General features: G+C 67.4%; 14 protein-coding genes and 1 pseudogene. 10 read left to right on the top strand and 5 right to left on the bottom strand.

The window, feature by feature from the left end:
• Positions 1 to 604: 604 nt before the first annotated feature.
• From EV278_RS20295 to EV278_RS20310, 4 genes and pseudogenes are all read left to right on the top strand, one after another.
• Positions 605 to 3,670: a TonB-dependent receptor gene (locus EV278_RS20295; RefSeq protein ID WP_132095438.1), complete on the top strand. Its 3,066-nt coding sequence runs from the start codon at positions 605 to 607 to the stop codon at positions 3,668 to 3,670.
• A gap of 131 nt (positions 3,671 to 3,801) precedes the next feature.
• Positions 3,802 to 6,357, top strand: coding sequence for a GH92 family glycosyl hydrolase (locus EV278_RS20300; protein WP_132095440.1), 2,556 nt, complete (start codon positions 3,802 to 3,804; stop codon positions 6,355 to 6,357).
• A 16-nt stretch (positions 6,358 to 6,373) separates the two neighbouring features.
• Positions 6,374 to 7,630 carry a histidine-type phosphatase gene (locus EV278_RS20305; protein ID WP_132095442.1) on the top strand — a complete coding sequence of 419 codons (1,257 nt, stop codon included), beginning with the start codon at positions 6,374 to 6,376 and terminating at the stop codon, positions 7,628 to 7,630.
• 151 nt (positions 7,631 to 7,781) lie between these two features.
• A pseudogene (locus tag EV278_RS20310) lies at positions 7,782 to 10,205 on the top strand (glycosyl hydrolase 115 family protein); the annotation flags it as partial.
• 10 nt (positions 10,206 to 10,215) lie between these two features.
• On the opposite strand, the gene EV278_RS20315 reads toward EV278_RS20310, so the two are convergent.
• The 5 genes from EV278_RS20315 to iolG all read right to left on the bottom strand — a co-directional run bounded on the left by EV278_RS20315 (position 10,216) and on the right by iolG (position 17,266).
• Positions 10,216 to 12,510, bottom strand: a complete 2,295-nt coding sequence (locus tag EV278_RS20315; protein ID WP_132095446.1) for a GH92 family glycosyl hydrolase — start codon at positions 12,508 to 12,510, stop codon at positions 10,216 to 10,218.
• Positions 12,511 to 12,516: 6 nt separating this feature from the next.
• The gene (locus EV278_RS20320) at positions 12,517 to 13,533 is read right to left on the bottom strand and encodes an ABC transporter permease (protein WP_132095448.1); all 1,017 of its coding nucleotides are present in this window, start codon (positions 13,531 to 13,533) and stop codon (positions 12,517 to 12,519) included.
• Entirely contained in the window at positions 13,530 to 15,077 is a 1,548-nt protein-coding gene (locus tag EV278_RS20325) for a sugar ABC transporter ATP-binding protein (RefSeq protein WP_132095450.1), read from the bottom strand. The genes EV278_RS20320 and EV278_RS20325 overlap by 4 nt, the downstream gene beginning before the upstream one ends.
• An 18-nt stretch (positions 15,078 to 15,095) precedes the next feature.
• A complete protein-coding gene (locus tag EV278_RS20330; protein ID WP_132095452.1) occupies positions 15,096 to 16,079 on the bottom strand; it encodes a sugar ABC transporter substrate-binding protein in 984 nt (327 codons plus the stop codon).
• A gap of 200 nt (positions 16,080 to 16,279) precedes the next feature.
• Positions 16,280 to 17,266 carry an inositol 2-dehydrogenase gene (gene iolG / locus EV278_RS20335; protein ID WP_132095454.1) on the bottom strand — a complete coding sequence of 329 codons (987 nt, stop codon included), beginning with the start codon at positions 17,264 to 17,266 and terminating at the stop codon, positions 16,280 to 16,282.
• A gap of 294 nt (positions 17,267 to 17,560) precedes the next feature.
• Between iolG and EV278_RS20340 the strand changes: the two genes are divergently transcribed.
• The 6 genes from EV278_RS20340 to EV278_RS20365 all read left to right on the top strand — a co-directional run bounded on the left by EV278_RS20340 (position 17,561) and on the right by EV278_RS20365 (position 25,566).
• Positions 17,561 to 18,433, top strand: a complete 873-nt coding sequence (locus tag EV278_RS20340) for a MurR/RpiR family transcriptional regulator (RefSeq protein WP_132095456.1) — start codon at positions 17,561 to 17,563, stop codon at positions 18,431 to 18,433.
• Between the two features lie 113 nt (positions 18,434 to 18,546).
• Positions 18,547 to 20,478, top strand: coding sequence for a 5-dehydro-2-deoxygluconokinase (iolC, locus tag EV278_RS20345; RefSeq protein WP_132095458.1), 1,932 nt, complete (start codon positions 18,547 to 18,549; stop codon positions 20,476 to 20,478).
• 2 nt (positions 20,479 to 20,480) lie between these two features.
• Complete coding sequence (gene iolD / locus EV278_RS20350) at positions 20,481 to 22,325, top strand: 3D-(3,5/4)-trihydroxycyclohexane-1,2-dione acylhydrolase (decyclizing) (RefSeq protein ID WP_132095460.1); 1,845 nt, start codon at positions 20,481 to 20,483, stop codon at positions 22,323 to 22,325.
• A 6-nt stretch (positions 22,326 to 22,331) separates the two neighbouring features.
• Positions 22,332 to 23,231, top strand: a complete 900-nt coding sequence (gene iolE / locus EV278_RS20355; RefSeq protein WP_132095462.1) for a myo-inosose-2 dehydratase — start codon at positions 22,332 to 22,334, stop codon at positions 23,229 to 23,231.
• Positions 23,228 to 24,037, top strand: a complete 810-nt coding sequence (iolB, locus tag EV278_RS20360; RefSeq protein ID WP_165916721.1) for a 5-deoxy-glucuronate isomerase — start codon at positions 23,228 to 23,230, stop codon at positions 24,035 to 24,037. Before iolE ends, iolB begins: the two co-directional genes overlap by 4 nt.
• Positions 24,038 to 24,066: 29 nt before the next feature.
• Positions 24,067 to 25,566, top strand: a complete 1,500-nt coding sequence (locus tag EV278_RS20365) for a CoA-acylating methylmalonate-semialdehyde dehydrogenase (RefSeq protein ID WP_132095466.1) — start codon at positions 24,067 to 24,069, stop codon at positions 25,564 to 25,566.
• Positions 25,567 to 25,620: the final 54 nt, after the last annotated feature.

The raw sequence follows: 25,620 nt of genomic DNA on the forward strand, positions 1-25,620 counted from the left end.
CGTGGCGCTGGCCGCCAGCTTGCCCCGCGCGAACACCGCCGGGTTCTCCCAGTCCGGACGCGACGCGTCCACCTGCACCGGCTGCACGCGGGGCGTTTCATCCGCCCGGGCGGTGAAGCCGATCGCCAGGCCCGCCACGCCCGCCAGCACCATGCTTCGCTTCATTCCAGTTTCTCCCTGACCCACGACGTCGCTGGGCTCGGCTTGTTTTCCAACGCCTGATTCCGGCAGGGGCGGGCGCATATGTCGCTGAGACAGGCGCTCGGTCCAGTGGTCTTCTCAGGCCCTCGTGATCAACACTCTCAACGCCTGGATGAAGCGTCGTTCACCGTTGGTTGTAGCTTTCTATTTTGGCCTGACCAGTGTGGGAATATGAAAAAAAAATTCTAGATCTCGAACAAAAAATAATATACAAACCAAATCGGCTACATGAAATAGATAAACGATATCAACATCATTGTGGCTGAACGCAGGGTGCGGCACGGGGGTGGGCGTTCCGGAAATATTGTCCTGACCAGTCAATAATTTCGGTGTCGATCGATGTCGCGAAAAGGTCGGGCCAATAAGCCGCCAAGGCGATGGCCACAACGAGGAGGGAAACGAGTTGCAAGCGAAATATAGCCCGAGGCGCGTCCTGAAGGTCGCGCTCCTGTCGGCCACGATCATCGGCGGATTGCCCGCGCTCGCGGCGGCGCAGGAAGCCGCCGCGCCGCAGGCGGCTCCCCAGGACAACACGCTCGACGCGGTCGTCGTGACCGGCTTCAAGCAGAGTTACGCCAACGCCGTCCGCGCCAAGAAGAACGCCATCGAGATCACCGACGGCATCTCGTCGGACGGCCTGGGCCGCTTCCCCGATCTGAACGTCGGTGAAGCGCTGCAGCGCATCCCGGGCGTGCAGATCAACCGCGAGGCCGAGGGCCGCGACGCCACCATCAACCTGCGCGGCATGCCGGGCGAGTACGCCCGCACCACGTTGAACGGCCAGTCGTTCGCCTATCCGCCGCTGCTGCGCGACAACCAGGGCACGCCGCTGGGCGCGTTCAACTCCGACATCTTCTCGGCCTTCGTGATCCAGAAGTCGCCGATGGCCAACACCGTGTCCGGCGGCCTGTCGGGCAATGTCGACATGCAGATCGCGCCGGCCCTGTCGCGCAAGGACGGCGGCGTCGCCAAGCTCTCCTACGAGCACAACACCCTGGGCGACCTGAACGCCCCGGCCGCGACCCTGGGCTACAACAAGCACCTGACCGATGACCTCGCGGTGTTCGGGACGATCGCCTACAAGAAGGAAAACTTCCGCCGGGATACGGTCCGTCTCAATAGCTACGACTACCTGACCTCGGCGATGACGGGACTGAGCCCGACCCAGTTCAACGCCACCTACGGTCAGTACTTCTCGCCGACCGCCTGCCCCACCAGCGCGACCTCGTACTGCCGCTCGCTGGGCCAGGCCCTGGGCCTGTCGCAAGCGGCGGCCACGCCCTTCGTCACCAGCAACACCGGTTCCAAGAGCACCAACGGCGTCTGGGCCAACAGCCAGATCCGTCAGTACACGCGCATGAACGTCGGCAAGGTGTGGTCGGGCTCGGGCGGCATCGAGTGGAGGCCGAACGACAACACCAAGATCGGCCTGATCGGCTTCAAGACCGATCGCAACCTGCCCGACACGACCCAGTACTTCCTGATCAACACCGTCCTGCCGTCCTCCACGGCCGGCGCGGGCACGGTGATCACCCCGACCGGCACGCCGATCCAGACCAACGACGGCCGCTATCTGTATGAGAGCTACTCGTTCGCCAACATGAACGCGCTGTCGTCGACGCGCCTGTACTCGCAGCGCCAGAAGTCGGACGGCCTCATCGGCAATATCGACTGGAGCAACGACGACTGGCGTCTGGCCGGCGTCCTGACCGCGTCGTCCGGCTACAACGCCTCGGTCGAGACCGAGGTCGACGTCGCCAACTATACCCGCGCGGGCGGCAACGGCATCACGGGCTCGCTGACCACGGGCCTGGATGACATCGGCGCCTTCAAGTACTCAACCGCCCCGACGCCGCAGAACTCGCTCACGACCGGCCAGACCTGGACCTGGGGCGGGCCCAGCGACCCGACCGCGTTCTACAACAATGGAACCAAGGCCAACTCGACCAACCAACTCCAGATCCAAGGCACCGAGAGCTTCGCCAAGAGCGAGGTGAAGACGGCCGCCTTCGATGTGGAGCGCTTCGTCAAGTTCGGACCGATCAAGAGCATCCAGGCTGGCGTGCGTCTCGAACGCGAGAAGTTCGTATCGACCGGATACCGGATCTACGCCTACGGCGCCCAGACGCAGAACATCACGTCCGGCATGATGGTCACCGCGCCGTTCGTCGATGACTTCATGGGCGGCTCAGCCGGTGACTACAATCGTAACTGGCAGGTCCTGAACGTCCGCGACTTCATCAACGCGGTCACGCCGGTCACGCCTTATCAGGGCGGCGGCCTGTCGAGCAAAGGCTTCAACATCCAGTACGCCGACAGCAGCTATTACGACAAGAACTTCACCAACGAGAACGACGTCGATCAGTTCTATATTCAGGCGAAGTACGACACCGAGATCTTCGGTCACGGCGTGCGCGGCAACTTCGGCGGACGCTACGAAGACACCAAGAACACCATCACGACGCTGGACCGCACCACGCCGCCGACCGACTCGATCGGTTCGTCCACGGCGTTCAAGACCGACGAGTACAAGAACAAGTACCACTACTTCCTGCCGTCGGCGATCTTCGTGGCCGACGTCACCGACGACCTGGTCCTGCGCGGCGCCTACTACAAGACCTATGTGCGTCCGCACCCACGCCAGTATTCGCCGTCGACCAAGGTCAGTCCGGCCCAGATCCTCAACAGCAGCCTGAGCTCGGGGTCGGTCAGCGTCTATGACGTCTCGGTCGCGATCGGGAACAACAAGCTGCGGCCCTATCTGGCCGAGTCCTTCGATCTGTCGCTGGAGTGGTACAACCGCCCCAACGGCCTGATCTCGCTGGCCTATTTCCACAAGAACATCACCGGCCGCGTCGCCTCGACCACCGACCCGTCGATCCTCTGCCCAGCGGACGGCTCGACCTGGGGCTTCGGCGCCCTGTCGTGGGACGGGACCTACTGCAACGCCACCAGCCTCTCCAGCGCCACCAAGCAGGTGCACGTCAACGCCAGCGGCGCCTACAACCTCGACAAGCCGACCACCGTCGAGGGCGTGGAGTTCAACGTCCAGCAGAACCTCGACTTCCTGCCGGGCTTCTGGGCCAACTTCGGCGGCAGCTTCAACTACGCCTACACCACCTCCAAGAGCCCGGCGATCGCCCCGTTCCCGGGCATCTCCAAGCACAACGTCAACCTGATCGGTTACTACGAGACGCCCAAGTACGGCATCCGCGCGGTCTACAACTACCGCTCGGACTACCCGCTGAACGCCAACGGCACCTATACCGGCGCCGCCCGTTCGGTCAGGGCCCGCGGCCAGCTGGACCTGTCGGCTTCCTACAACGTGACCGACACTTTCACGCTGTCGCTCGACGCCTACAACCTGACCAACGCCAAGCGGTTCGAATACGAGAACGACACCAAGGTCTCGCGTTGGGTCGACTATGACGGCCGCACCTACACCCTGACGGCGCGAGCCACCTTCTAATCTTCATGCTCCCCGTGTGAAGGCACTTGATAGCCGGTCCATTCGTGGACCGGCTATATTTTCGATTTCAGGGAGGCTGCCGGCCGGACGTGCGTTCCGGCGGCCTTTCGTTCCGTAGCCGGAGGATCTTGATGCCCGGACTTCGCGCGAGCCTGTCGCCCCTGTTGGTTCTGGCCCTCCTGACGGCGTCCTCAACGGCTTGGGCCCAGCCCGACCGGTCACTCTACAAGCTCCCCGCGCTGACTGTCGGCCTCGGCAACGACAATGAAGGCGACACCATCCCCGGGCCGACGCGGCCCAACGGCTCCATCCATCCCTCGCCAGAAACCCCCAACCCCAGCAACGCCGGCTATAACGCGGCCGAGCCGATCAGCGGTTTCGCCCAGCTGCATTCGCAAGGGTCGGGCGGGGTGACGACCTATGGCACGTTCCTGCTGTCGCCCCAGGTCGGAACGGCGCAGTTCGACGAAGCGGCCCACCTGTCGCCCAAGGCTGAAGAGATCCTGGCCGCCGACGCCTATTCCGTCCGCCTGGCGCGCTACGACACGCGCGTCGAGGTCACGCCAGCCCACTATGCGGCCATCTATCGCCTGACCTATCCGAACACGGACCAAGCCCAGCTGGTCTTCGACGTGACCCGCAAGGTGGGGGGACTGGTCGCCTCGGACCAAGCCGACGTGAAGCTGTTTCCCGCCGAGGGCAAGATCGTCGGCCACGTCAAGGCCAAGGGCTATTGGAACCCGGCCCTGATCGACATCTGGTTCGTGGCCAGGTTCGACCAGAAGCCCACCGCCTGGGGTGTGTTCGACAAGCAGGACCGCAAGGCCGGCGCGACCGAGGGCAAGACGGGGGCGGACGAGCGCCTGGGCGCCTGGCAGACCTTCAAGACCTCTCCCGACAAGCCGTTGCTGGTCAAGGTCGCGGTGTCGTTCACCAGCGCCGAGACCGCCGAGGCTCTGCTGGACCGCGAAATCCCGGACTGGAACTTCGACCGCGTGCGCCGGGAGACCCAGGCCGCGTGGAACGACCGGCTGGGCGAAATCGAGGTCTCGGGGCTTTCCGAGGCCCAGACCCGGCGGTTCTACACGGCGTTCTACCACGCCTCGACCCATCCGCGGGATCGGTCGCTGGACCAGCCGGCCAAGGAACTGGGTCGGCCGAACTGGGATGATCATTACACCCTGTGGGACACCTATCGGACTCTGTTCCCGCTGATGTCGGTGCTGCGGCCCAGCGAATATGCAGCCAACCTCAACTCGCTGATCCACACCTTCGACAAGTTCGGCGCCGCCGACACGGCGATCATCGGCGGCCAGAACTACCATGTCGGGCAGGGGGGGGACGAGGTCGACAACGTGCTAGGCGAGGCGGCGCTGCGCGGCGCCCGGGGCGTCAACTGGAACGACGCTTGGCGCGTGACCCATTTCAACGCCTTCGAGCGTCGTCGCCCGCGCTATCTGGAGAGCGGTTATTTCGGCGTCGGGGACCTCAGTCCCGAACCGAATAACCAGCGCGCCAAGTCGGGCTCGTCGACCCTGGGCTTTGCGCTGAACGATTACTTCGCCGCGCAGGTCGCCGCCAAGGCCGGCCACGCCGGCGAGGCCGAGGCGCTGACCAGGCGGTCGCAGAACTGGCGCAGGATCTGGAACCCGAACACGCAGAGCGACGGCTTCAGGGGCTTCCTGATGCCGCGCTATCCGGATGGCAAGTTCCAGGAGATCGATCCCAAGCTCGGCTGGGACGGCAAGGTCCACAACAATGTCGGCTACTACGAAGGTACGGCCTGGATCTATTCCTATGGCGTGCTGCACGACCTGCCGGGCCTGGTCGAGGCGATGGGCGGACGGGTGCGCTTCAACGAGCGTCTCAACCACGCGCTGGACGCGGGGTTGATCGACATCACCAACGAGCCCTCGTTCGCCACGCCCTGGCTGTTCCACAACCTTGGCCGGGCCGACCTGTCGTCCTACTGGGCGGGACAGGTGTTCAAGCACTTCACCGACACCGCCTATCCGGGTGACGAGGACGCCGGGGCGATGAGTTCCAACTACGTGTTCAACCGCCTGGGCCTGTTCCCGAAGCTGGGAAGCGACCTGTTCTATCTGCACGGGCCGCGGCATCCCCGCAGCCTGGTCCACCTGGAGGGCGGCAAGACTCTTGAAATCCGCGCCGAGAACGCCGGCGCGGACCATCCGTACATCACCGCCGCCAGCCTGAACGGCAAGCCGTTGCTGGGCCCCTTCGTCTCCCAGGCGCAACTGCTGGCCGGCGGCGTGCTGAGCTTCACGATGAGCGGCGAGCCCGGCCAATGGGCCTATGACGGCGCGGTGCTGGTGGCGACGGGCGACGTTCCGGTTTTGAACGACGGCAAGACCTCGACGGTCTGGACCGCCTCAGCCGGCCAGGCGGCGGTGTTCACCCGCCCGACGGCGACCTGCCTGAAGGCCTATACGATCAGCGTCGGTCCGAACGAGGCCGATCCGAGCGGCTGGCGGTTCAGCGGCTTCGACGGCAAGCGCTGGGTGACGCTGGACGACCGTCGCGGCGAACGCTTCGATCATCGTCACGCCACCAGGACCTTCGCCCTGAAGGCCAAGGCCTTTTCCCGCTATCGGCTGGCGCTGACGGCCGGTAAGGACGTCCAGGTCGCCGAGGTCGAGCTGATCGCCGGAACCGGCTGCCACTAGGATCCGGAACCGCACGATGATCCCGTTTCTTCGAGCCGCCCTGGCCGCGTTCGTTCTCCTGTCGACGGGCTCCGCCTGGGCCGCGCCGGGCGAGCGACTCGAGAAGGTGGTGATCCTCAGCCGCCACGGGGTGCGGGCGGCGATGTCGAGCCCCGAACGGCTGGAAGAGGCCTCGGCCTGGCCCTGGCCGCGGTTCTCGGTCCCGCCGGGCCATCTGACCGCCAGGGGGGAAGCCCTGGCGTCGCTGATGGGCGGCTATTTCCATAGCCACTACGTCGGCGAGGGCTTGTTGGAGCAAAGGGGCGACTGCGGCGCGGCCTATTACTGGGCCAACGTCACTCAGAGGACGATCGCCACGGCCCAGGCGGTTGGGCGAACCCTGTCCCCGGGCTGCGCCGTCGCGGTCGGTACGGTGGGCGAGGGGCGCGTCGATCCGATGTTCGAACCGGTCAAGGCCGGCGTTGTGGTCGCCGACCCGGCTCTGGCGCGGGCGGCCGTCGCCGGCCGGGCCGGCGGTGATCTTGCTGCCTGGAGCGCCAGCCATCGCGACGCGATCGAGCGCCTGGACGCGCTGCTGATGCAATGCCCGGTCGGTCCATGCCCGCCGTCGCCCGGCAAGCGGCGGATCCTCGACGCCAAGCCCGGCTTCGTCGAGGGCGAGGACCTGGTGTCGCTGTCGGGGCCTGAGGCCTTCGCGTCCGGCGTCACCGAGAGCCTGCTGATGGCCTGGGCCGACGGCCAGGACTTCGCGGGGCAGGGGTGGCGGGGCCTCGACGGGGACGCCCTGACCCGTGTTTTCGCCCTGCACCAGGCGGAATTCGACCTGCGGCTTCGCACGCCCTATGTCGCAAAGACGCTTGGCGGTCCGCTGGCGCGACGGATTCTGGCCACGCTGGAGGGAGAGAACTCCGACGCGGCGATTGGTCCGGCGGACGCCCGGATCGTCTTCGTGGCCGGCCATGACGGCACCTTGGCGGTGCTGGGCGGCCTGCTGCGCCTCGAATGGGCCCTGCCGGGCTACCAGCCCAACCAGATCGGTCCGGGCGGCGCCCTGGTTTTCGAGCGCTGGCGTCGGGCCGACGGCGTGCGCGTGATCCGCGCCCGTTTCACCGGCCAGAGCCTACGGCAACTGCGCGAGGCCACGCCGCTGACCGAGGCCGCGCCGCCGCTGGCGGCGCCCGTGTTCATCCCGGCCTGCAGCACGGCCACGCCGGCGTTCGACTGTCCCCTGGACAGGTTCGAGGCCGTGGTCTCGCAAGCCTTGGCGTCGTGATCGGACGTCATCCAAAGTAGAAGAATTGTCACGCGTAGGGAGGCCCGGGCCAATGAACAGGTTGAAGTCTATCTGGCGGGGCGCCTTGGCGTTGGTTCTTTGTCTCGGCGCCGCCCACGCCGTGCAGGCGCAGGGCCGCCGCGAAAACGGTCCTCTCTTCACCGACAGTCTGGCGCGCGGCGGCTTCGTGCTGCTCGAGGCGGGCCGTGCGCCGACGATCGTGGTCGATCCGGCCGACGCGGCCGTCGTGCGTCACGCCGCCGACGATCTGGCGGACGACATCAAGACGGTCACCGCCCAGCCGGCGACCGTGGCGGCCGCACCTTCCAACAAGACGGCGATCCTGGTCGGCACCCTTGGCCACAGCAAGCTGATCGACCAGTTGGTCGCGGCCAGGAAGGTCGACGTCTCGCGCCTGTCCGGGGCCTGGGAGAGCTTCGTCATCGCCTCGGTCGATCGGCCGACGGCCGGCGTCGACAAGGCCCTGGTGGTGATCGGCAGCGACCGGCGGGGGACCGCCTTCGGGGTCTATGAGGTGGCGCAGGGGATGGGCGTGTCGCCCTGGGCCTGGTGGGCCGACGTGACGCCCAAGCATCGCGACACGCTGTTCGTCGCCCCCGGCGTCCACCGTTTCGGCCCGCCCTCGGTCCGCTACCGGGGCGTCTTCGTCAACGACGAGGACTGGGGGCTCTACCCCTGGGCGGTCAAGACCTTCGACCCCGAACGCGGCGACATCGGACCCAAGACCTACCGCCGGATCTTCACTCTGCTGCTGCGCCTGAAGGCCAACACCCTGTGGCCGGCCATGCACCACACGACCGCGCCGTTCAATTCCGATCCGGCCAACGCCAAGCTGGCCGAGGAGTACGGCATCGTCATGGGCTCGTCCCACGCCGAGGCCATGCTGCGCAACAATGTCGGCGAGTGGAAGGCCCCGCCCGAGACGTTCAACTACGCGACCAATCCCGACGGTGTGAAGACCTATTGGGAACAGCGCGCCAAGCTGAACGGTCAATACGAAAGCCTGTGGACGCTGGGCATGCGCGGCATCCACGACACCGGCATGGTCGGTCCCAAGACCATGCAGGACAAGGTGGCCCTGCTGGACAAGATCATCGCCGACCAGCGCGAGATCCTGGCCAGGAACGTCTCGTCGGACGTCACTAAGGTCCCGCAGATCTTCGTGCCCTACAAGGAGGTGCTTGAGATCTACCGGGCGGGGGTGAAGGTCCCGGACGACGTCACCATCGTCTGGCCCGACGACAATTTCGGCTACATCCGCCAGTTCCCGAGCACGCAGGAGGCCGGGCGCAAGGGCGGGGCGGGGGTCTACTACCACCTGTCCTATCTGGGCTATCCGCTGGCCTATCTGTGGCTGGGCACCACGCCGCCGGCCCTGGTGCAGGAGGAGATGATCCACGCCTGGGACAAGGGAGCGCGCAATGTCTGGATCGCCAATGTCGGCGACATCAAGCCGGCCGAGATCGGCGCCAGCCACTTCCTGGAAATGGCCTGGGACATCGATCGCTGGCGCGGCAAGACCCAGCGCCAGTTCCTGGAGGACTGGAGCGGGCGCGCCTTCGGTCCCGCCCTGGCCGGCAAGACCGCCGATCTGATGGACGCCTACTACCGCCTCAACTTCGAGCGGCGGCCCGAGCACCTGGAGTGGCAGCCCCAGGCCGAGACCCGGCACATGTCCAGCTATACGCCCGACGAGGTCAACGACCGACTGCGGGCCTTCCGCAAGCTGGTGGCCGAAACCAAGGCGACCAGCGCCTCCGTGCCGCCGGAATTGGCCGACGCCTGGTTCGAGCTGGTCGAGTTTCCGATCCGCATCTCGGCTGCGGCCAACATGCGGTTCTTCGCGGCCGAGCGGTACAACGAGCTGGTCGACAGCGACCAGGCGATGGCGCGCTCGGCCGGCGGGGCCGCCGTCGACGCCCAGGCTGAGATTACCGCCCTGACCGATCGCTTCAACAACCAGGTCGCCGGCGGCAAGTGGCGCTGGCTGATGCCCGAGGAGCCGGCTGACAGCCAGTGGCGGATCTATCGCGCCCGTCCGATCCCGATGCCGGGCGCCGGCCTCACCGCGGATCCGGCCAGGTTCCTGGCCGTGGTCGACGGCAATGCGCCCGCCGCCTCGCCGGTGTTCGAGGCCGAGGCCTTCACGGCCAACAAAGGGTGGCGCCTGGTGGACGGCGTCGGTCGCGGCCGCGGCGTGATGATCGCCGACGCGCCGGGCGCCGCCCTGACCCTGGCCGTCGATATCGCCAGTTCCGACGGTCGCCGCGCGCAGCTGGGCGTGCTGCCGATCTTCCCGGACGGTCAGGCTCAGGACATCGAGCTCGACGTCAGCATCGATGGCGGCGCGGTTGAGCCCGTGCGTCTGCCGCGCAAGGTCGGGTCCCCGGCCTGGGCCGAGGGCGTGCTGGACAACCTGCTGAAGGTCACGGTCGGCCCGTCGCTGTCACCGGGACGCCATACGATCACCGTGACCTCGCGCACAGGCCGCGTCGGCCTGGATCGCGTGAGGCTGGTCCTACCTGAGCAGGTGGCGGTGCACGAGAACCATTAGGGGCAGGGGCTCAAAGCCCGTTGGGCGGCGGCGTGAAGGTCGTCGCCCAGCCCGACGGCGCCGGGCCCATGGTCAGGTCCAGTACGCCGCCCTGGGCCAGCTCGGCGTGGGTGATCCAGGCGCGATCCAGCGGTTTGCCGTTCAGTTTCGCGGCCGTGACGTAGCGGTTCGCCTCCGAAGTCGCCAAAGCCTGAACCGTAAAGGTCTTGCCGCCCTCCAGCGCGATGAGGCTGCGCGCGAACACCGGCGAGGCGATGTAGTAGTAGGGCTGGCCGGCGTTCGGATAGAGCCCGATGGCGTTCCAGACATACCAGCTGGACATCGCGCCGGCGTCGTCATTGCCTGGCAGGCCCGTGCGGGTGGGCCGATAATGCTTGACCATCAGCTGGCGCGCGATCTCGGCCGTACGGTCCGGACGTCCGGCGTGAATGTAGAGATACGGCGCCAGGATGTCGGGCTCGTTGCCCTGCGAGTAGTGGCCGTCGAACAGTCGGTCCAGCCAGGCGACGAAACCTTCGCGCCCGCCGGTCTTGGCCATCAATCCGGCCACGTCCTGGGGCACATAGGTGGAGTATTGCAGCGAATTGCCTTCGTAGAACGGAGCGTCCCACCACGGGCCCGAGCGGTCGGGGTATTCGTAGGTGCAGCTGTAATTCTCGACCCACTCGCCGTTCGGGTAGCGGGGGCGGACGCAGCCCAGCGCATCGTCCCAGAGGTTCTTCCAGTTGCCGGACCGGGTCAGGTAGCGCTTGGCGTCGTCGGTCTTTCCCAAGGCCTTGGCCACCACGCCGATCGCGTAGTCGTCATAGGCGTATTCCAGGGTGCGCGAGGCCGAGCGGGTCTGAGTGAACGGCACATAGCCCAGCTTCAGATAGTCCTTCAGCACGCGGCCTTGCAGGAAGGGCTGATCGGAGTCGACCTCGCCGTTCTTTCGGATCGCCTCATAGGCCAGGGCCTGGTCGAAGCCGCCCAGACGCTTGACCACTGCGTCGGCGACCAAGATGTCGCCGTTGGAGCCGCCCTGGGTCATGCCGTTGGCGCCGGCGATGCGCGAATCCGGCATCCAGCCGGTGTGGCTGTAGGTGTCGATCAGGGAACGGATCATGTCCCGCTGCCGCTGCGGCTGGATCACGGTGAGCAGCGGATGCAGCGTCCGGAACGTGTCCCACAGGGTGTAGAAGTCCTCGTAGTGAGGCTCGTCGGATTTCCACCAGACGTTCTCGCCGGAGAGGTCGTGCGGCATGGTGTGGGCGCGGTAGAGGGCGGAATAGAAGATGCGTTGCTGCTCGTCGCCGCCGCCCTCGACCCGGATCCTGGCCAGGGCGTCGTTCCATTGCGCTCGCGCGGCCAGGCGATAGGCGTCGAAGTCCCAGCCGGGCATCTCCTCGGCCAGGTTGGCTCGCGCCTTGTCGGCGCTGATGAACGACACCGCCAGCTTCATCCGCACCTGGCGATCTGCGGTGGTGTCGAAGGTGAGATAGGCGCCCAGGCGGTTGGAGAACTCCCGTTCGGTGTCGTACTCGATCATCAGGCCCTGGCGGTTGGCCGGACTCTTGACCTGCGAACCGCCTTCCGAGCGACCGGGGCCAGGCGTGGTCTCGAACCAGCCCTGGCCTGCCTTCCAGGCCCCGAAGGTCTTGGCCGGGCGGTCGACCACCGCGTGGAAGTAGAGCGTGTAAGCGGCGGGGTTCCAGCCGCCTTCGACCGTGACCTCACCGGCCAGGGTGTGGTCGTCGATCAGCTCGACCTTGGCCAGCCTCACCCGCTGGCCGCGTCCGCGCATGGCCACCACCGAGCTAACGTCGAAGATCAGCTGGCTCTCGGCGGCGGCGGGGTAGGTCAGGCGCTGGAACCCGACGCGGCGCGAGGCCGTCAGCTCGACCTTGATCCGCTCGGCGTCGCTGTTGCCCAGGCCGACGCTGTAATAGCCCGGCGAGGCCTGCTCGTCGGTCTTGCCGAAGTGCAGGTGGTTGATCCGTAGCGGGCCGACGGCGGGCGTGACCCGGAAGTTGCCGTACTTGCCCGAACCGCCCGTGCCGCTGACATGGGTGTAGCTGAAGCCCATGATCGGGCTTCTGGAGTCGTAGCCGTTGGTGTCGGCGTTGGTGGTGTCGGGACTCAACGACACGAACCCGAACGGCACGCCCGCGCCGGGCACGGTGTTGCCGCCGGTGACCCCGCCGCCGTCCACCCCGACGAACGGATCGGCCTTGCTCGCCAGGTCGGGGGCGGGGCTCTGCGCCAGGGCCGCGAGCGGCAGCGTCGCGAGGGCGACGCCGAGGAAGAGGCCGCTCAGGGCGCGCATCGGCGATCAGGCCTTGTGGGTGCGGGCGTAGTGATCGAACGCCACCGCGGCGACGATGATCAGGCCGATCACCACCTGCTGGAAGTAGGAGCTGACATGCATGATCACCAGGCCGTTGGACAGCACGCCGATCAGCAGCGCGCCCAGGAGCGTGCCGCCCACGCCGCCCGAGCCGCCGGTCAGACTGGCCCCGCCGATCACCACCGAGGCGATGACCCGCAGCTCGTACCCGGCGCCGGCCACGGCCTCGGCCGAACCCAGGCGCGCCGACAACAGGAAGCCTGACAGGCCGGCCAGGGCGCCGATCACCGCGTAGACGCTGGTGACGATGAAGTCGACGTTCACGCCCGACAGGCGGGCGGCCTCGGCGTTGCCGCCGACCGCATAGACCTGGCGACCGTAGCGCGTATAGCGCAGCACGACGTGGCCGAGGGCGGCGACCAGTATGAAGACGGCGATCGGCGCCGGCACGAACAGGATGTCGCCGGTGCCCCACCAGCGATAGGCGGCGTCGAAGCCCGAGATCGGCCCGCCGTCGTTGAGGATCAGTGTCGCGCCGCGCCAGACCGTCATGCCGCCCAGGGTGACGATGAAGGCCGGCACGTGCAGCCAGGTCACCGCCTTGCCGTGGACGTAGCCGCCGGCCAGGCCGACCAGGGTGGAAATGCCCAGGGCGATCAGCCAGCTGACCGGGGAGGGGCCAACGACGGTCGTCACCACATAGGCCGCCGCCAGCGAGGCGAAGGCCAGCAGCGAGCCGACAGCCACGTCGATGCCGCCGATCAGGATCACATAGGTCATGCCCACGGCGATGATGCCGTAGATCGACACCTCGCTGAGGATGTTCAGCGCGTTGCGGATGGTCAGGAAGCGCTCATTGACCGCGCCGAACACGGCGATCAGCAGCAGCAGGAACAGGATGGTCCGGTGCTTGCGCGCGAAGGCCAGCGGATCGAAGCGGCGCGGCGGGGCGGCCGCCTGGTCGGCCGCCGGATCGGGGGAAAGCGTCGGGGAGGAGGTCATAGGGGGCGGTGTTCCATTCCTGGCGGCGAAGCCCGGCCGACGCCGGTCGCCATATAGGCCATCAGGCCCTCTTCGGTGGCGGTCTCGCCGTCGAGGTCGGCGACGACCACGCCCTCGCGGAACACGACGATCCGGTCGCTGACGGCCATGACTTCCGCCAGTTCCGACGATATGACGAGGATCGCCACGCCCTGGGCGGCGAACTCGGACAGCACTTGATGGACCTCGGCCTTGGCGCCGATGTCGATGCCGCGGGTGGGCTCGTCGACGATCAGGACGCGCGGGGCCAGGGCCATCGAGCGGCCCAGCAGCACCTTCTGCTGGTTGCCGCCGGACAGCTTGCCGATCGGCGTTTCCTGGCTGGCCATCTTGACTCGCAGCTTCTGGCGATAGGTCTCGACCAGGTCGCGCTCGGCCCGTTCGTCGATCCACTGGCCCAGGCGGCTCAACGGCTTCAGGCTGGGCAGGCTCAGATTGCGGCGAATGGAGTGGTCGAGGAAGCAGCCCTGCTGCTTGCGGTCCTCGGGCACCATCATGACGCCCGCCCGGATCGCGTCGCGCGGCGACTTCAATTTCAGGGGCTTGTCGTCCAGCCGGATTGATCCGGAGGCGATGGCGTCGGCGCCGAAGATCAGCCGGGCCAGGTCCGTGCGGCCGGCGCCGACCAGGCCCGCCAGGCCGACGATCTCACCGGCGCGCACCTCCAGGCACACGTCCTTCAGATAGCCTGGCGCGGCCAGCCGCGGGCGCTTGGGCGTCACGGTCTCGACCTTCAGGACGACGGGGCCGGGCGGACCCGAACGAGCCCGGCGAACGAACTCGACCGAGCGTCCCACCATCAGGCGGACCATGTCGTCGATCTCGACATCGGCGACGTCGCCGCTGGCCACATAGCGACCGTCACGCATCACCGTATAGCGGTCGCACATGGCCTTCACCTCGGCCAAGCGGTGCGAGACGTAGATGACGCTGACGCCCCGCGCCTTGAGGTCGGCGATGATCGCGTGCAGGCGGTCGACCTCGCGGCTGCTGAGGGCCGCGGTCGGCTCGTCCATGATGATCAGCCGGGCGTTCAGCGTCATGGCCTTGGCGATCTCGACCATCTGCTGCTCGGCCACCGTCAGGCGGCTGACCGGTGCGCCCGGGTCGAGCGGCAGGCCCAGCTCACCCAGCAGGGCGGCCGCGTCGGCGCGCAGGCGTCGCCAGTCGACTAGCCCCAGGCGCTTCGGCTCGCGGCCCAGATACATGTTCTCGGCGACGCTGAGTTCGGGGAACAGGTTGAATTCCTGATAGATCGTCGCGATGCCCAGCCGCTGGCGACGCAGCGGCGTGTCGCGCGGATCCAGCGGCTGACCGTCGAAGGCCACGACGCCCTCGTCGGGCGCATGGGCCGCCGACAGGATCTTGATCAGGGTCGACTTGCCCGCGCCGTTCTCGCCCAGAAGGGCGTGGACCTCGCCGCGCCCGACCTCAAGCCGGACCCGGTCGAGAGCCCGCACGCCGGGAAAGCTCTTGCTGACCTGGCTGACGTTCAGAAGCGTCATCACATCATCTGCCGCGGACTATTTCACTTCCGAGATGCGCGAGGCCTCGGCAAGGTTGGCGCTGGTGATCAGCACGGGCGTGAGGCTGACGCTCTTGGGCGCCGCGCCGGTCTTGATCTTGTCCACGGCCTCGCGAAGCGCGGTGCGGATCTGCTTGCCTGGGTTCTGCTCGACCGAGGCGACCATTTCGCCGGACTTGATCCGGGCCAGGGCCTCGGGAATTGCGTCGAAGCCCAGCACCTTGATCTTGTCCGGGCCGAACCCGGCCGCGCGCACCGCCTCCAGGGCCCCCATGGCCATGTCGTCATTCAGGCACAGGATCACGTCGGGCGGCGTGTCGTGCATCGAGGTCAGCACGTTCTGGGTGACGGTCAGGGCCTGGTCGCGTTTGGAATTGGCGGTCTGTTCGGCGACGATCTTGAACGCCGGGCCGCCGGCCGCGAGGCCTTCGTGCACCCCCTTGACCCGCTCGATCGAGCTGGAACTGCCCGGGTCGTTGGTGATCACCACCACGCGCGCGCCCGCTGGATAGGTCTTGACCACCCAGTCGGCCATGGCGCGACCGCCGGCAACGTTGTCGGCCCCGACGTGCGGTACAGGCGACTTGGCGCCGACGATGTTGCGGTCGACCGAGATCACCGCCACGCCCTGTTCGGCCAGCTCGTCGGCCGCCGTCGCCAGCGCCTTGGAGTCGGTCGGGGCGACGATCACCACCTTGGCCCCCTGCACGGCGGCGGCCTCCAGGTCGGCGATCTGCTTGGAGGAGTTGTTTTGGGCGTCCAGCACCTGAACCTTCACGCCCAGCTTGCCGGCTTCGTCTTCGAGTTCGCGGCGCATGGCTACGAAGAACGGCTGGGAAAGATCGTTGAAGCTGACCACGACTTCGGAGGCGTTCTGGCCGCCGCGCGCGCAACCGCCCAGCAGCCCGCCCGCCGCCGCCGTCAGCCCCAGTCCGGACACCAAGCCCAGGAAGCGCCGGCGCGATGTCGGGGTGCGGTTCATGGCGTTTCTCGACTCTCTAATCACATGTTTATCGAGCGTGGAGCATCGCCCGGTTTTTCTTTGACACAAGAATGGAATATAAATTCCATGTCAAGAATGTCTGGGAAGCCGTGTTTCATTTCGCTGTAGGGAGGCCGTCGCGCCATGCGATCAGCCTCCCCGATCACGCCATCCCAAAGCGCCTCATCCTCCGGCCGAGGCTACAGCCTTACGACCTGACCCGCCTTTGCCGACTGGCCGGCCGCCTCGGCGAGGGCAAGGGCTTCGACGCCGTCGACATAGCCGACCGACGGGAGGGCTTCGCCGCGGATGATCTGCGCGAAGTGGGTCATCTCGCGGCGGTAAGCTTCTGCGTAGCGATCCAGGAAGAAGTTCTGGAAGGCGTCGGCAGCCGCGCCAGCCTCGCCCCAGACCGAGACGGTGCTTTCCATGACGTTGTCGGCGCGGACCAGGCCCTTGGAGCCGAACGCCTCGATCCGCTGGTCGTAGCCGTAGCCGCTGCGGCGGCTGTTACTGATCACGCAGATCTTGCCGGAGGCGGTGCGCAGGATGATCTTGGCGGTGTCGACGTCGCCGGCCTCGCCGATCGCCGGGTCGACCAGGCAGCTGGCGGCGGCGAAGACCTCGGCCACGGGCTCCTCCAGCAGCCAGCGGGCCATGTCGAAGTCGTGGATGGCCATGTCCTTGAACAGGCCGCCCGACACCTTGACATAGGCGACCGGCGGCGGGGCCGGGTCGTGGCTGGTGATGTGCACGGTTTCCAGGGCGCCAACCACGCCGGCCGACAGGCGCGCCTTCAGGCCTTGGAAGTTCGGGTCGAAGCGGCGGTTGAAACCCAGGAACAGTTTCACGTCCTGACCGCCCAGCTCGCCGGCGGCCGAGCGGGCGCGGGTCAGGTCCTGGTCGATCGGTTTCTCGCAGAATACCGCCTTGCCGGCCGCGACGGCCTTCAGGGAGTAGTCCAGGTGCGTATCGGTCGAACTGGCGACGATGACGCCGGCCACCGACGGGTCGTTGAGGACGGCGTCCAGGTCGGCGACGGTGGCGCCGGTCTCGGCGGCCAGGCCGTCGGCGGCCGCGGCGATCGGGTCGACCACATATTTCAGCCGCAGGCCCGGCTGGCCGGCGACGTTCTTGGCGTGGATGCGGCCGATGCGGCCTGCGCCCAGGATCGCGATATCGTGCATGGGAACCTTCATGGTCTCAGGAAAGCGGGCAGGGGAGGGAGCGTGGCGTCGGCGTCTCGCGGCCAAGCTGGCGCAAGCGCGGACGGAACGATCCGCCTTGGACTACCGTTCAAAAGCGCCTCGATCATCACCGCTCCCTCGTCCGGCTCTGATGTGGCCGGGTTTTCGACTTCCTGTAACTTGGAACGAAAATTCCCTCTACGGGTAAAGTGGAATTTTGCGACATGAGCAAGGCTCTGGTGTTTGTGAGGGGAACGGATATTCTAAATTTGGACGAATTGTATCGGGGGTCGGATGACCGAAGAGATCATGGCCGCGAATGCGCCGGCAAGCGCTGATGAGCTGAGGGCGGCGATTCTCGAACGCTACGACTCGCTGAGCAAGCGGCTGCAGCAGATTGCGCGCTACGTTCTGGACGAACCCAACGAGATGGCGCTGGAAACCCTGGCGGTGATCTCCGAGCGTTGCGGGGTGCAGCCCTCGGCGATCGTCCGGTTCGCCAAGAGCTTCGGCTATCCCGGCGCCAGCCAAATGCAGCGACTGTTCCGCGACGGCCTGCTGTCGGGCCATGCGGGTCTGGGCTATGGCGAGCGGGTGCGCCACTTCAACGAGGCGGTCGCCAAGAAGCCCGAGGGCGGGGCCGATGTGCTGTCCGAATTCGTCGAGGGCAACACCTTGGCCCTGCAGAATCTCAACCAGACGGTCAGCGAGGCGGACATGGCCCGGGCCGTGTCCCTGATCGACAAGGCCGAGACCGTCTATGTGGTCGGTTTCCGCCGGTCGTTCCCGGTCGCCTCGTACCTGGCCTATTCGCTGCAGCAATTGAACAAGCGCACGCTCTTCATCGACGGAGTGGCCGGCCTGACCAAGCAGCAGGTCCAGACGATCGGTCCCAAGGATCTGCTGATCGCGGTCAGCTACCACCCCTATGCGGAAGAGACCGTGCAGGCCGTCGAGACGGCCAGCCAGCGCGGCTCCCGAATCCTGTCGATCAGCGACAGCCTGGTCAGTCCGATCGCCAAGCTGGCCAGCCTGGTCCTGCACGTGCGCGAGTCGGAGGTCAGGACGTTCCGATCGCTCGCCGCCTCGATCTGCTTGGCCCAGGCCTTGGTGATCGGTTTCGCCTTCACAGCCAGCAAGAAGAAGCCCAAGGCCGGTGCCGGCTGAACCGTCCGTTCCATTTCGCGCGAGAATGAAATGGATATTGCGAGTATTCTGATGTTGGAATATGCGTTTCATATCGCCGGTAGGGAGCCGGCCCGTGAGTGACGTGGAACCGCATGGCCCAGGACGGAAAGACCCTTGACCTGATCGCCGTGGGCCGATCCAGCGTCGACCTCTACGGGCAGCAGGTCGGCGGGCGGCTGGAGGACATGGCGTCCTTCGCCAAGTACCTGGGCGGCAGCCCGACCAACACCGCCGCGGGCGGGGCGCGCCTGGGGTTGAAGACGGGCCTGCTGACCCGGGTCGGCGCCGATCACATGGGCCGCTTCATCCGCGAGCAGTTGCAGCGCGAGGGCGTCGACGTCGCTGGCGTGCTGTCCGACCCGGACCGCCTGACGGCCCTGGTGATCCTGGGCATCCGCGACCGGGTGAACTTTCCGCTGATCTTCTATCGCGAGAACTGCGCCGACATGGCGCTGGAGCCTTCGGACGTCGACGAGGCCTGGTTCGCCAGCGCCGGGGCGGTGCTGATCAACGGCACCCACCTGTCGCAGCCGAACGTCTATGAGACCAGTCTGAAGGCCGTGCGCGCCGTCAAGGCCGCCGGCGGCCGGGTGGCTTTCGACATCGACTACCGCCCCGTGCTGTGGGGCCTGACCGGCAAGGACGCCGGCGAGAATCGTTTCGTCGAGAACCAGCAGGTGACCGCCAAGCTGCAGGAGGTCGTGGCCCTGTGCGACCTCATCGTTGGCACGGAAGAAGAGATCCATATCCTGGGCGGCTCGACCGACACCATCGCGGCCCTGCGCGCGATCCGGAAAGGCGCTCCTGGCGCCCTGCTGGTCTGCAAGCGCGGCCCTGACGGATGCGTGGCTTTCCCCGGCTCCATCCCTGACAGTCTGGACCAGGGCGTCAGCGCCCGCGGCTTCAAGGTCGAGGTGTTCAACGTGCTGGGGGCGGGCGACGCCTTCATGGCCGGTTTCCTGCGCGGATGGCTGCGCCGTGAAAGCGTCGAGACCTGCTGCGAGTGGGGCAACGCCTGCGGAGCCATCGTCGTCTCGCGCCACGGCTGTACGCCGGCCATGCCGACCTGGGTCGAGCTGCAGGCCTTCCTGAGCGACCGGCAGCGGCCGTTCCGGCTGCGTGAGGACGTCGAGCTGGAGCATATCCACTGGGCCACGACCCGCGAGCGCGTCTATGACGAGCTGACCGTCCTGGCCGTCGATCACCGCAGCCAGTTCCTGGATCTGATCGCCGAGACAGGCGGCGATCCCGCGCGCATCCCGCACTTCAAGACCCTGGCCCTACGAGCAGTGCAGCAGGTGGCGGGCCGCGACGAGGCGCGCTTCGGCATGCTGCTGGACGGCCGTTTCGGCTTCGACGCCCTGGCCCAGGCCGCCGACCACGACTACTGGATCGCCAGGCCCATTGAGCTGCCCAAGTCGCGGCCGCTGGAGTTCGAAAGCTCGGCCGACGTCGCCACCGAACTGACCGAATGGCCCGCCGGCCAGGTGGTCAAGTGCCTGGTCTTCTACCACCCCGACGACGAGATCGAGCTGCGCGAGCGCCAGGAGCGCCAGTTGCTTCGCCTGTTCGACGCCTGCCGCAAGACGCGCCACGAACTGCTGGTGGAGCTGATCCTTCCCGGCGGCATGCCTAGCGACAGCCATACCGTGGCGCGCGGCGTCCGCCGGCTCTACGGTCTGGGCATCCGGCCCGACTGGTGGAAGCTGGAGCCGCTGACCGACCCCGCCGCCTGGCGCGAGATCGAGGCCGCCATCGCCGAGAACGATCCCCTTTGCCGGGGCGTGGTGTTGTTGGGTCTCTCGGCGCCGGAAAACGAGCTTCTGGCGTCGTTCGAAGTCGTCGCCCCGATCCCGATCGTCAAAGGCTTCGCCGTCGGCCGGACCATCTTCTACGATATCGCCCGCGAGTGGCTGGCCAACCGGATCGACGACGAGGCGGCCGTGACGGCGCTGGCCGGCAAGTTCAAGGTGCTGGTCGATGCGTGGAAGCGCCTGCGCGGCGCTGCGGAGAAGGCGGCCTGAACATGGCTACAGTTCGTCTCACCGCCGCTCAGGCGACCGTCCGCTGGCTCTGCGCGCAGCATGTCCAGACCGGGCAGGGCGAGATCCCGTATTTTGCCGGCGTCTGGGCGATCTTCGGCCACGGCAACGTCGCGGGCCTGGGCGAGGCGCTGCATGGCGCGCGCGACGTCTTGCCGACCTGGCGCGCGCACAATGAGCAGGGCATGGCCCATGCCGCCATCGCCTTCGCCAAGCAGTCGCGTCGCCAGCGGGCCATGGTCTGCACCACCTCGATTGGCCCCGGCGCGACCAACATGGTCACCGCGGCCGCCTTGGCGCACGTCAATCGCCTGCCTGTGCTGTTCCTGCCCGGCGACGTCTACGCCAGCCGCCGTCCCGATCCGGTGCTGCAGCAGATCGAGGATTTCGGCGACGGCACGGTCAGCGCCAACGACTGTTTCAAGCCGGTGTCGCGCTATTTCGACCGCATCACCCGGCCCGAGCAGATCCTCGACGCCCTGCCGCGCGCCCTGGCCGTCATGTTGGACCCGGCGACCAGCGGCCCCGTGACCCTGGCCTTCTGCCAGGACGTCCAGGCCGAGGCGTTCGATTATCCGGAGGCCTTTTTCGCCAAGCGGGTCTGGCGCATCCGCGCGCCGCGGCCGGATCTGCGCGAGCTGTCCGACCTCGTCTCGCTGATCAAGGCGGCCCAGCGGCCGCTGGTCGTGGCCGGGGGCGGGGTGCTCTACGCCCGGGCCGAGGCGGCCCTGGCCGATCTTGCTTCCCGCGCCGGACTGCCGGTCACTGAGACGCAAGGCGGGAAGGGGGGCCTGGCCTGGGACCACCCGCTGAACCTGGGCGCCATCGGCGTCACCGGCACAACAGCGGCGGTGGCGGCGGCCGAGGAGGCGGACCTCGTCATCGGCGTCGGCACGCGCCTGCAGGACTTCACCACCGGCTCGCGCGCGCTGTTCGGCGCGCAGGGCCGCAAGCTGGTCCAGATCAATGTGGCGCCGCACGACGCCCACAAGCATGGAGCCGCCACCGTGGTCGGCGACGCCCTTGCGGTGGTCGAGGCCCTGTCCGAGGCGCTGGACGGTTGGCGAGCGCCCGCTGCTTGGACCGAAAAGGCGACGGGCGGCGTGGCCGGCTGGAACGCCGTCTTCGACGCGGCGACCAGGGCCGACCACCGGTCGCTGCCGACCGACGCCCAGGTGCTGGGCGCGGTCTGGCGGGCCTCGTCGGACGACGCCGTGGTGGTCTGCGCCGCCGGCGGCCTGCCGGGCGAGCTGCACAAGCTGTGGCGCACCCGCCGGCCGGGCGGCTACCACGTCGAGTACGGCTTTTCATGCATGGGCTACGAGATCGCCGGCGCCGTCGGCGTGAAGATGGCTGCGCCGGACCGCGAGGTCCACGTGATGGTCGGCGACGGCAGCTATCTGATGCTGAATTCCGAACTGGCCACCTCGGTGATGCTGGGAGCCAAGCTGATCGTCACCGTGCTCGACAATCGCGGCTTCGGCTGCATCAACCGCCTGCAGGCCGCGACCGGCGGCGCGGCGTTCAACAACCTGCTGGCCGACACCGTCCACGAGACCCTGCCGGACATCGACTTCGCCGCCCATGCCAGGAGCCTGGGGGCGTGGTCGGAGAAGGTGGCCAACCTTGCCGAGCTGGAGGCCGCCCTGCAACGCGCCAAGGCCAGCGACCGGACCTATGTGGTGGTCATCGACACCGACCCGATGCCGACCACGCAGGGCGGCGCCTGGTGGGACGTGGCGGTGCCGGAGGTTTCGGTGCGTCCGGCGGTGAACGCCGCCCGGGTCGACTACGAAGACAAGATCAAGCAGCAGCGTACGGGAGACTAGACGCCCATGACCATCCGTTTCGGCGTGAGCCCCATCGCCTGGATCAATGACGACATGCCCGAGCTGGGCGGCGACACCCCGCTGGAAAGCGTGCTGGCCGACTGCCAGGCGATCGGCTTCGCCGGCGTCGAGCTGGGCGGCGTCTTCCCGCGCGATCCGGCGGTGCTGAAGCCGCTGCTGGAGCGCTACGGCCTCGACCTGGTGGGCGGCTGGTACAGCGGCAACCTGCTGGTCCAGTCGGCCGAGGAAGAGATCGCGGCGCTGCAGCCGCACCTGGCCCTGCTGAAGGCGATGGGCTGCACCGTCTTCGTCCACGCCGAGACCAGCAACGCCATCCATGGCGACAAGAGCAAGGCCCTGTCGGCCACGCCGCGTCTCGACGCCGAGGGGTGGAAGGAATTCGGCGCCCGCCTGACGGCGGTGGCTGACTACATCGTTTCCCAGGGCCTGAAGTTCGCCTATCACCACCATCTCGGCACTGTCGTCGAGCGCCCCGAGGATCTGGACGCCTTCCTAGCCAACACCGGCCCGTCGGTCGGCCTGACCATCGACACCGGCCACGCGGCGCTTGGCGGCCTGGACCCGGTCTCGGTGATCCGCGCGCATCCGGAGCGCGTCGCCCATGTGCATTGCAAAGACATCCGGGGCGAGGTGTTCCGCAAGGTGGTCTCGGACGGCGGCGGCAGCTTCCTGGAAGGCGTTCTGGCCGGCATGTTCACCGTGCCCGGCGACGGTTCGTTGGATTACGCCGCCGTGATGCAGGCCCTGGCCGAGATCGGCTATTCCGGCTGGATCATCGTCGAGGCCGAGCAGGATCCGGCCATCGCCAACCCGCGCCAGTACGGCGAGATCGGCTTGGCGACGCTGAAGAAGGAAGCGGCCGCGGCGGGGCTGAGGGCGGCGTGATGAGCAAGCTCCTCGTCCGTCCCCACGCTCCGGATGCGTCGGGCTCCGTCCTTGAAATCACCCCCGAGAGCGCCGGCTGGACCCACGTCGGTTTCCAGGTGGTCAAGCTGGCGGTTGGTGAAACCTTCGAGGGCTCCGACCCCGATCGCGAGACCTGCGTCGTCGTGATGAGCGGGACCGCCGAGGTTTCGACCGAAGGCGTGTCCCTCGGTCACGTCGGCGGCCGGACGAGCGTGTTCGAGGACCGGGCGCCGGGCGCGGTCTACGTCCCGGCCGCGTCGTCCTACGGGGTGACCGCCGTCACCGCCGTCGAGCTGGCTCTCTGCACCGCGCCGGGCCAGCCGGGCGGCGAGGCGCGTCTGATCGCCGAGGCCGACATGCCGCGCGAGACCCGGGGCAAGGGGACCAATACCCGTCTGGTCCGCAACATCCTACCTGAAACGGCGCCGGCCGACGGCCTGCTGGTGGTCGAGGTGATCACGCCCGGCGGTCACTGGTCCAGCTATCCGCCGCACAAGCACGACACCGCCGCCGAGGGCGAGGAGACGGCGCTGGAGGAGACCTATTATCATCGCCTGAACCCGCCGCAGGGCTTCGCCTTCCAGCGAGTCTACACCGACGACCGCAGCCTGGACGAGACCGTCTGCGTCCAGGACGGCGACGTGGTGATGGTGCCGCGCGGCTACCATCCCGTCGGCGCCCCGCACGGCTACGACCTCTACTACCTCAACGTCATGGCCGGACCGCACCGGAAGTGGATCTTCCGCAACGACCCCGCCCACGACTGGATCATGCGGCAAGCGTGATCCCCGACCCATTCGAGAAGGAGCGCGGCATGCGCAGCATCCCCCACTTCGTCGGCGGCCGCGCCGTCGAGGGAACGTCCGGCCGGTTCGGCGACGTCTTCGATCCCAACACCGGCAAGGTGCAGGCCAAGGTCGCCCTGGCCTCGGCCTCGGAGCTGGACGCCGCCATCGCCAACGCCAAGGCCGCCCAACCGGCCTGGGCCGCCACCAATCCCCAGCGTCGCGCCCGGGTGATGTTCGAATTCAAGCGCCTGCTGGACGTCCATATGGACGAGCTGGCCGAGCTGTTGTCGTCCGAGCACGGCAAGGTCATCGCCGACTCCAAGGGTGACATTCAGAGGGGGCTGGAAGTCATTGAGTTCGCTTGTGGAATACCGCATCTATTAAAAGGAGAGTACACCCAAGGCGCCGGTCCCGGGATCGATGTCTATTCGATGCGCCAGGCCCTGGGCGTCGTCGCGGGGATCACCCCGTTCAACTTCCCGGCCATGATCCCGATGTGGATGTTCGGCCCCGCCATCGCCTGCGGCAACGCCTTCATCCTGAAGCCCTCCGAGCGCGATCCGTCCGTGCCGGTGCGCCTGGCCGAGCTGATGATGGAGGCCGGCCTGCCGCCGGGGATCCTCAACGTCGTTCACGGCGACAAGGACTGCGTCGAGGCCATCCTCGATCACCCGGACGTCAAGGCCGTCAGCTTCGTGGGCAGCTCGGACATCGCCCAGTCGGTGTTCCAGCGCGCCGGCGCCAACGGCAAGCGCGTCCAGGCCATGGGCGGGGCCAAGAACCACGGGATCGTCCTGCCCGACGCCGACCTCGACCAGGCGACGGCCGACATCATCGGCGCCGCCTACGGCTCGGCCGGCGAGCGCTGCATGGCCCTGCCGGTGGTCGTGCCGGTAGGCGAGAAAACCGCCACAGCCCTGCGCGAGAAGCTGGTCTCGGCGATCGGCGGCCTTCGCGTGGGCGTCAGCACCGACCAGGACGCCCACTACGGCCCGGTGGTCAGCGCCGCCCACAAGGCGCGGATCGAAAGCTACATCCAGATGGGCGTCGACGAGGGCGCGGAACTGGTCGTCGATGGTCGTGGCTTCGCCCTGCAGGGTCACGAGGACGGCTTCTTCGTCGGCCCGACCCTGTTCGACCACGTCAAGCCGACCAACCGCTCGTATCATGACGAGATCTTCGGCCCGGTGCTGCAGATGGTCCGGGCCGAGAGCCTGGCGGAGGGCATTGGCCTGGCCTCGCGCCACCAGTACGGCAACGGCGTGGCGATCTTCACCCGCAACGGCGACGCCGCCCGCGAGTTCGCCGATCAGGTCGAGGTCGGCATGGTCGGGATCAACGTGCCGATCCCGGTGCCCGTCGCCTATCACAGCTTCGGCGGCTGGAAGCGTTCTGGCTTTGGCGATCTCAACCAATATGGCATGGACGGCGTGCGCTTCTACACGCGGACCAAGACCGTGACCCAGCGCTGGCCCAAGGGCGGGGCGGTGCTGGATCAGAGCTTTGTCATTCCCACGATGCGGTGACGGGGCGACGGGCGACCGTCGGATTTTCGTTCACTTGACGTCCTCACGAGCAGG

Origin of the sequence: Caulobacter sp. BK020 (genome assembly GCF_004342605.1) — a bacterium.
GTDB lineage: Bacteria > Pseudomonadota > Alphaproteobacteria > Caulobacterales > Caulobacteraceae > Caulobacter.

Excerpts from the sequence above, each read along its gene's own strand:
- EV278_RS20300 (WP_132095440.1), top strand. The coding sequence starts at position 3,802 with ATGCCCGGACTTCGCGCGAGCCTGTCGCCCCTGTTGGTTCTGGCCCTC.
- EV278_RS20305 (WP_132095442.1), top strand. The coding sequence starts at position 6,374 with ATGATCCCGTTTCTTCGAGCCGCCCTGGCCGCGTTCGTTCTCCTGTCG.
- EV278_RS20315 (WP_132095446.1), bottom strand. The coding sequence starts at position 12,510 with ATGCGCGCCCTGAGCGGCCTCTTCCTCGGCGTCGCCCTCGCGACGCTG.
- EV278_RS20320 (WP_132095448.1), bottom strand. The coding sequence starts at position 13,533 with ATGACCTCCTCCCCGACGCTTTCCCCCGATCCGGCGGCCGACCAGGCG.
- EV278_RS20325 (WP_132095450.1), bottom strand. The coding sequence starts at position 15,077 with ATGACGCTTCTGAACGTCAGCCAGGTCAGCAAGAGCTTTCCCGGCGTG.
- EV278_RS20330 (WP_132095452.1), bottom strand. The coding sequence starts at position 16,079 with ATGAACCGCACCCCGACATCGCGCCGGCGCTTCCTGGGCTTGGTGTCC.
- iolG (WP_132095454.1), bottom strand. The coding sequence starts at position 17,266 with ATGCACGATATCGCGATCCTGGGCGCAGGCCGCATCGGCCGCATCCAC.
- EV278_RS20340 (WP_132095456.1), top strand. The coding sequence starts at position 17,561 with ATGACCGAAGAGATCATGGCCGCGAATGCGCCGGCAAGCGCTGATGAG.
- iolC (WP_132095458.1), top strand. The coding sequence starts at position 18,547 with ATGGCCCAGGACGGAAAGACCCTTGACCTGATCGCCGTGGGCCGATCC.
- iolD (WP_132095460.1), top strand. The coding sequence starts at position 20,481 with ATGGCTACAGTTCGTCTCACCGCCGCTCAGGCGACCGTCCGCTGGCTC.
- iolE (WP_132095462.1), top strand. The coding sequence starts at position 22,332 with ATGACCATCCGTTTCGGCGTGAGCCCCATCGCCTGGATCAATGACGAC.
- EV278_RS20365 (WP_132095466.1), top strand. The coding sequence starts at position 24,067 with ATGCGCAGCATCCCCCACTTCGTCGGCGGCCGCGCCGTCGAGGGAACG.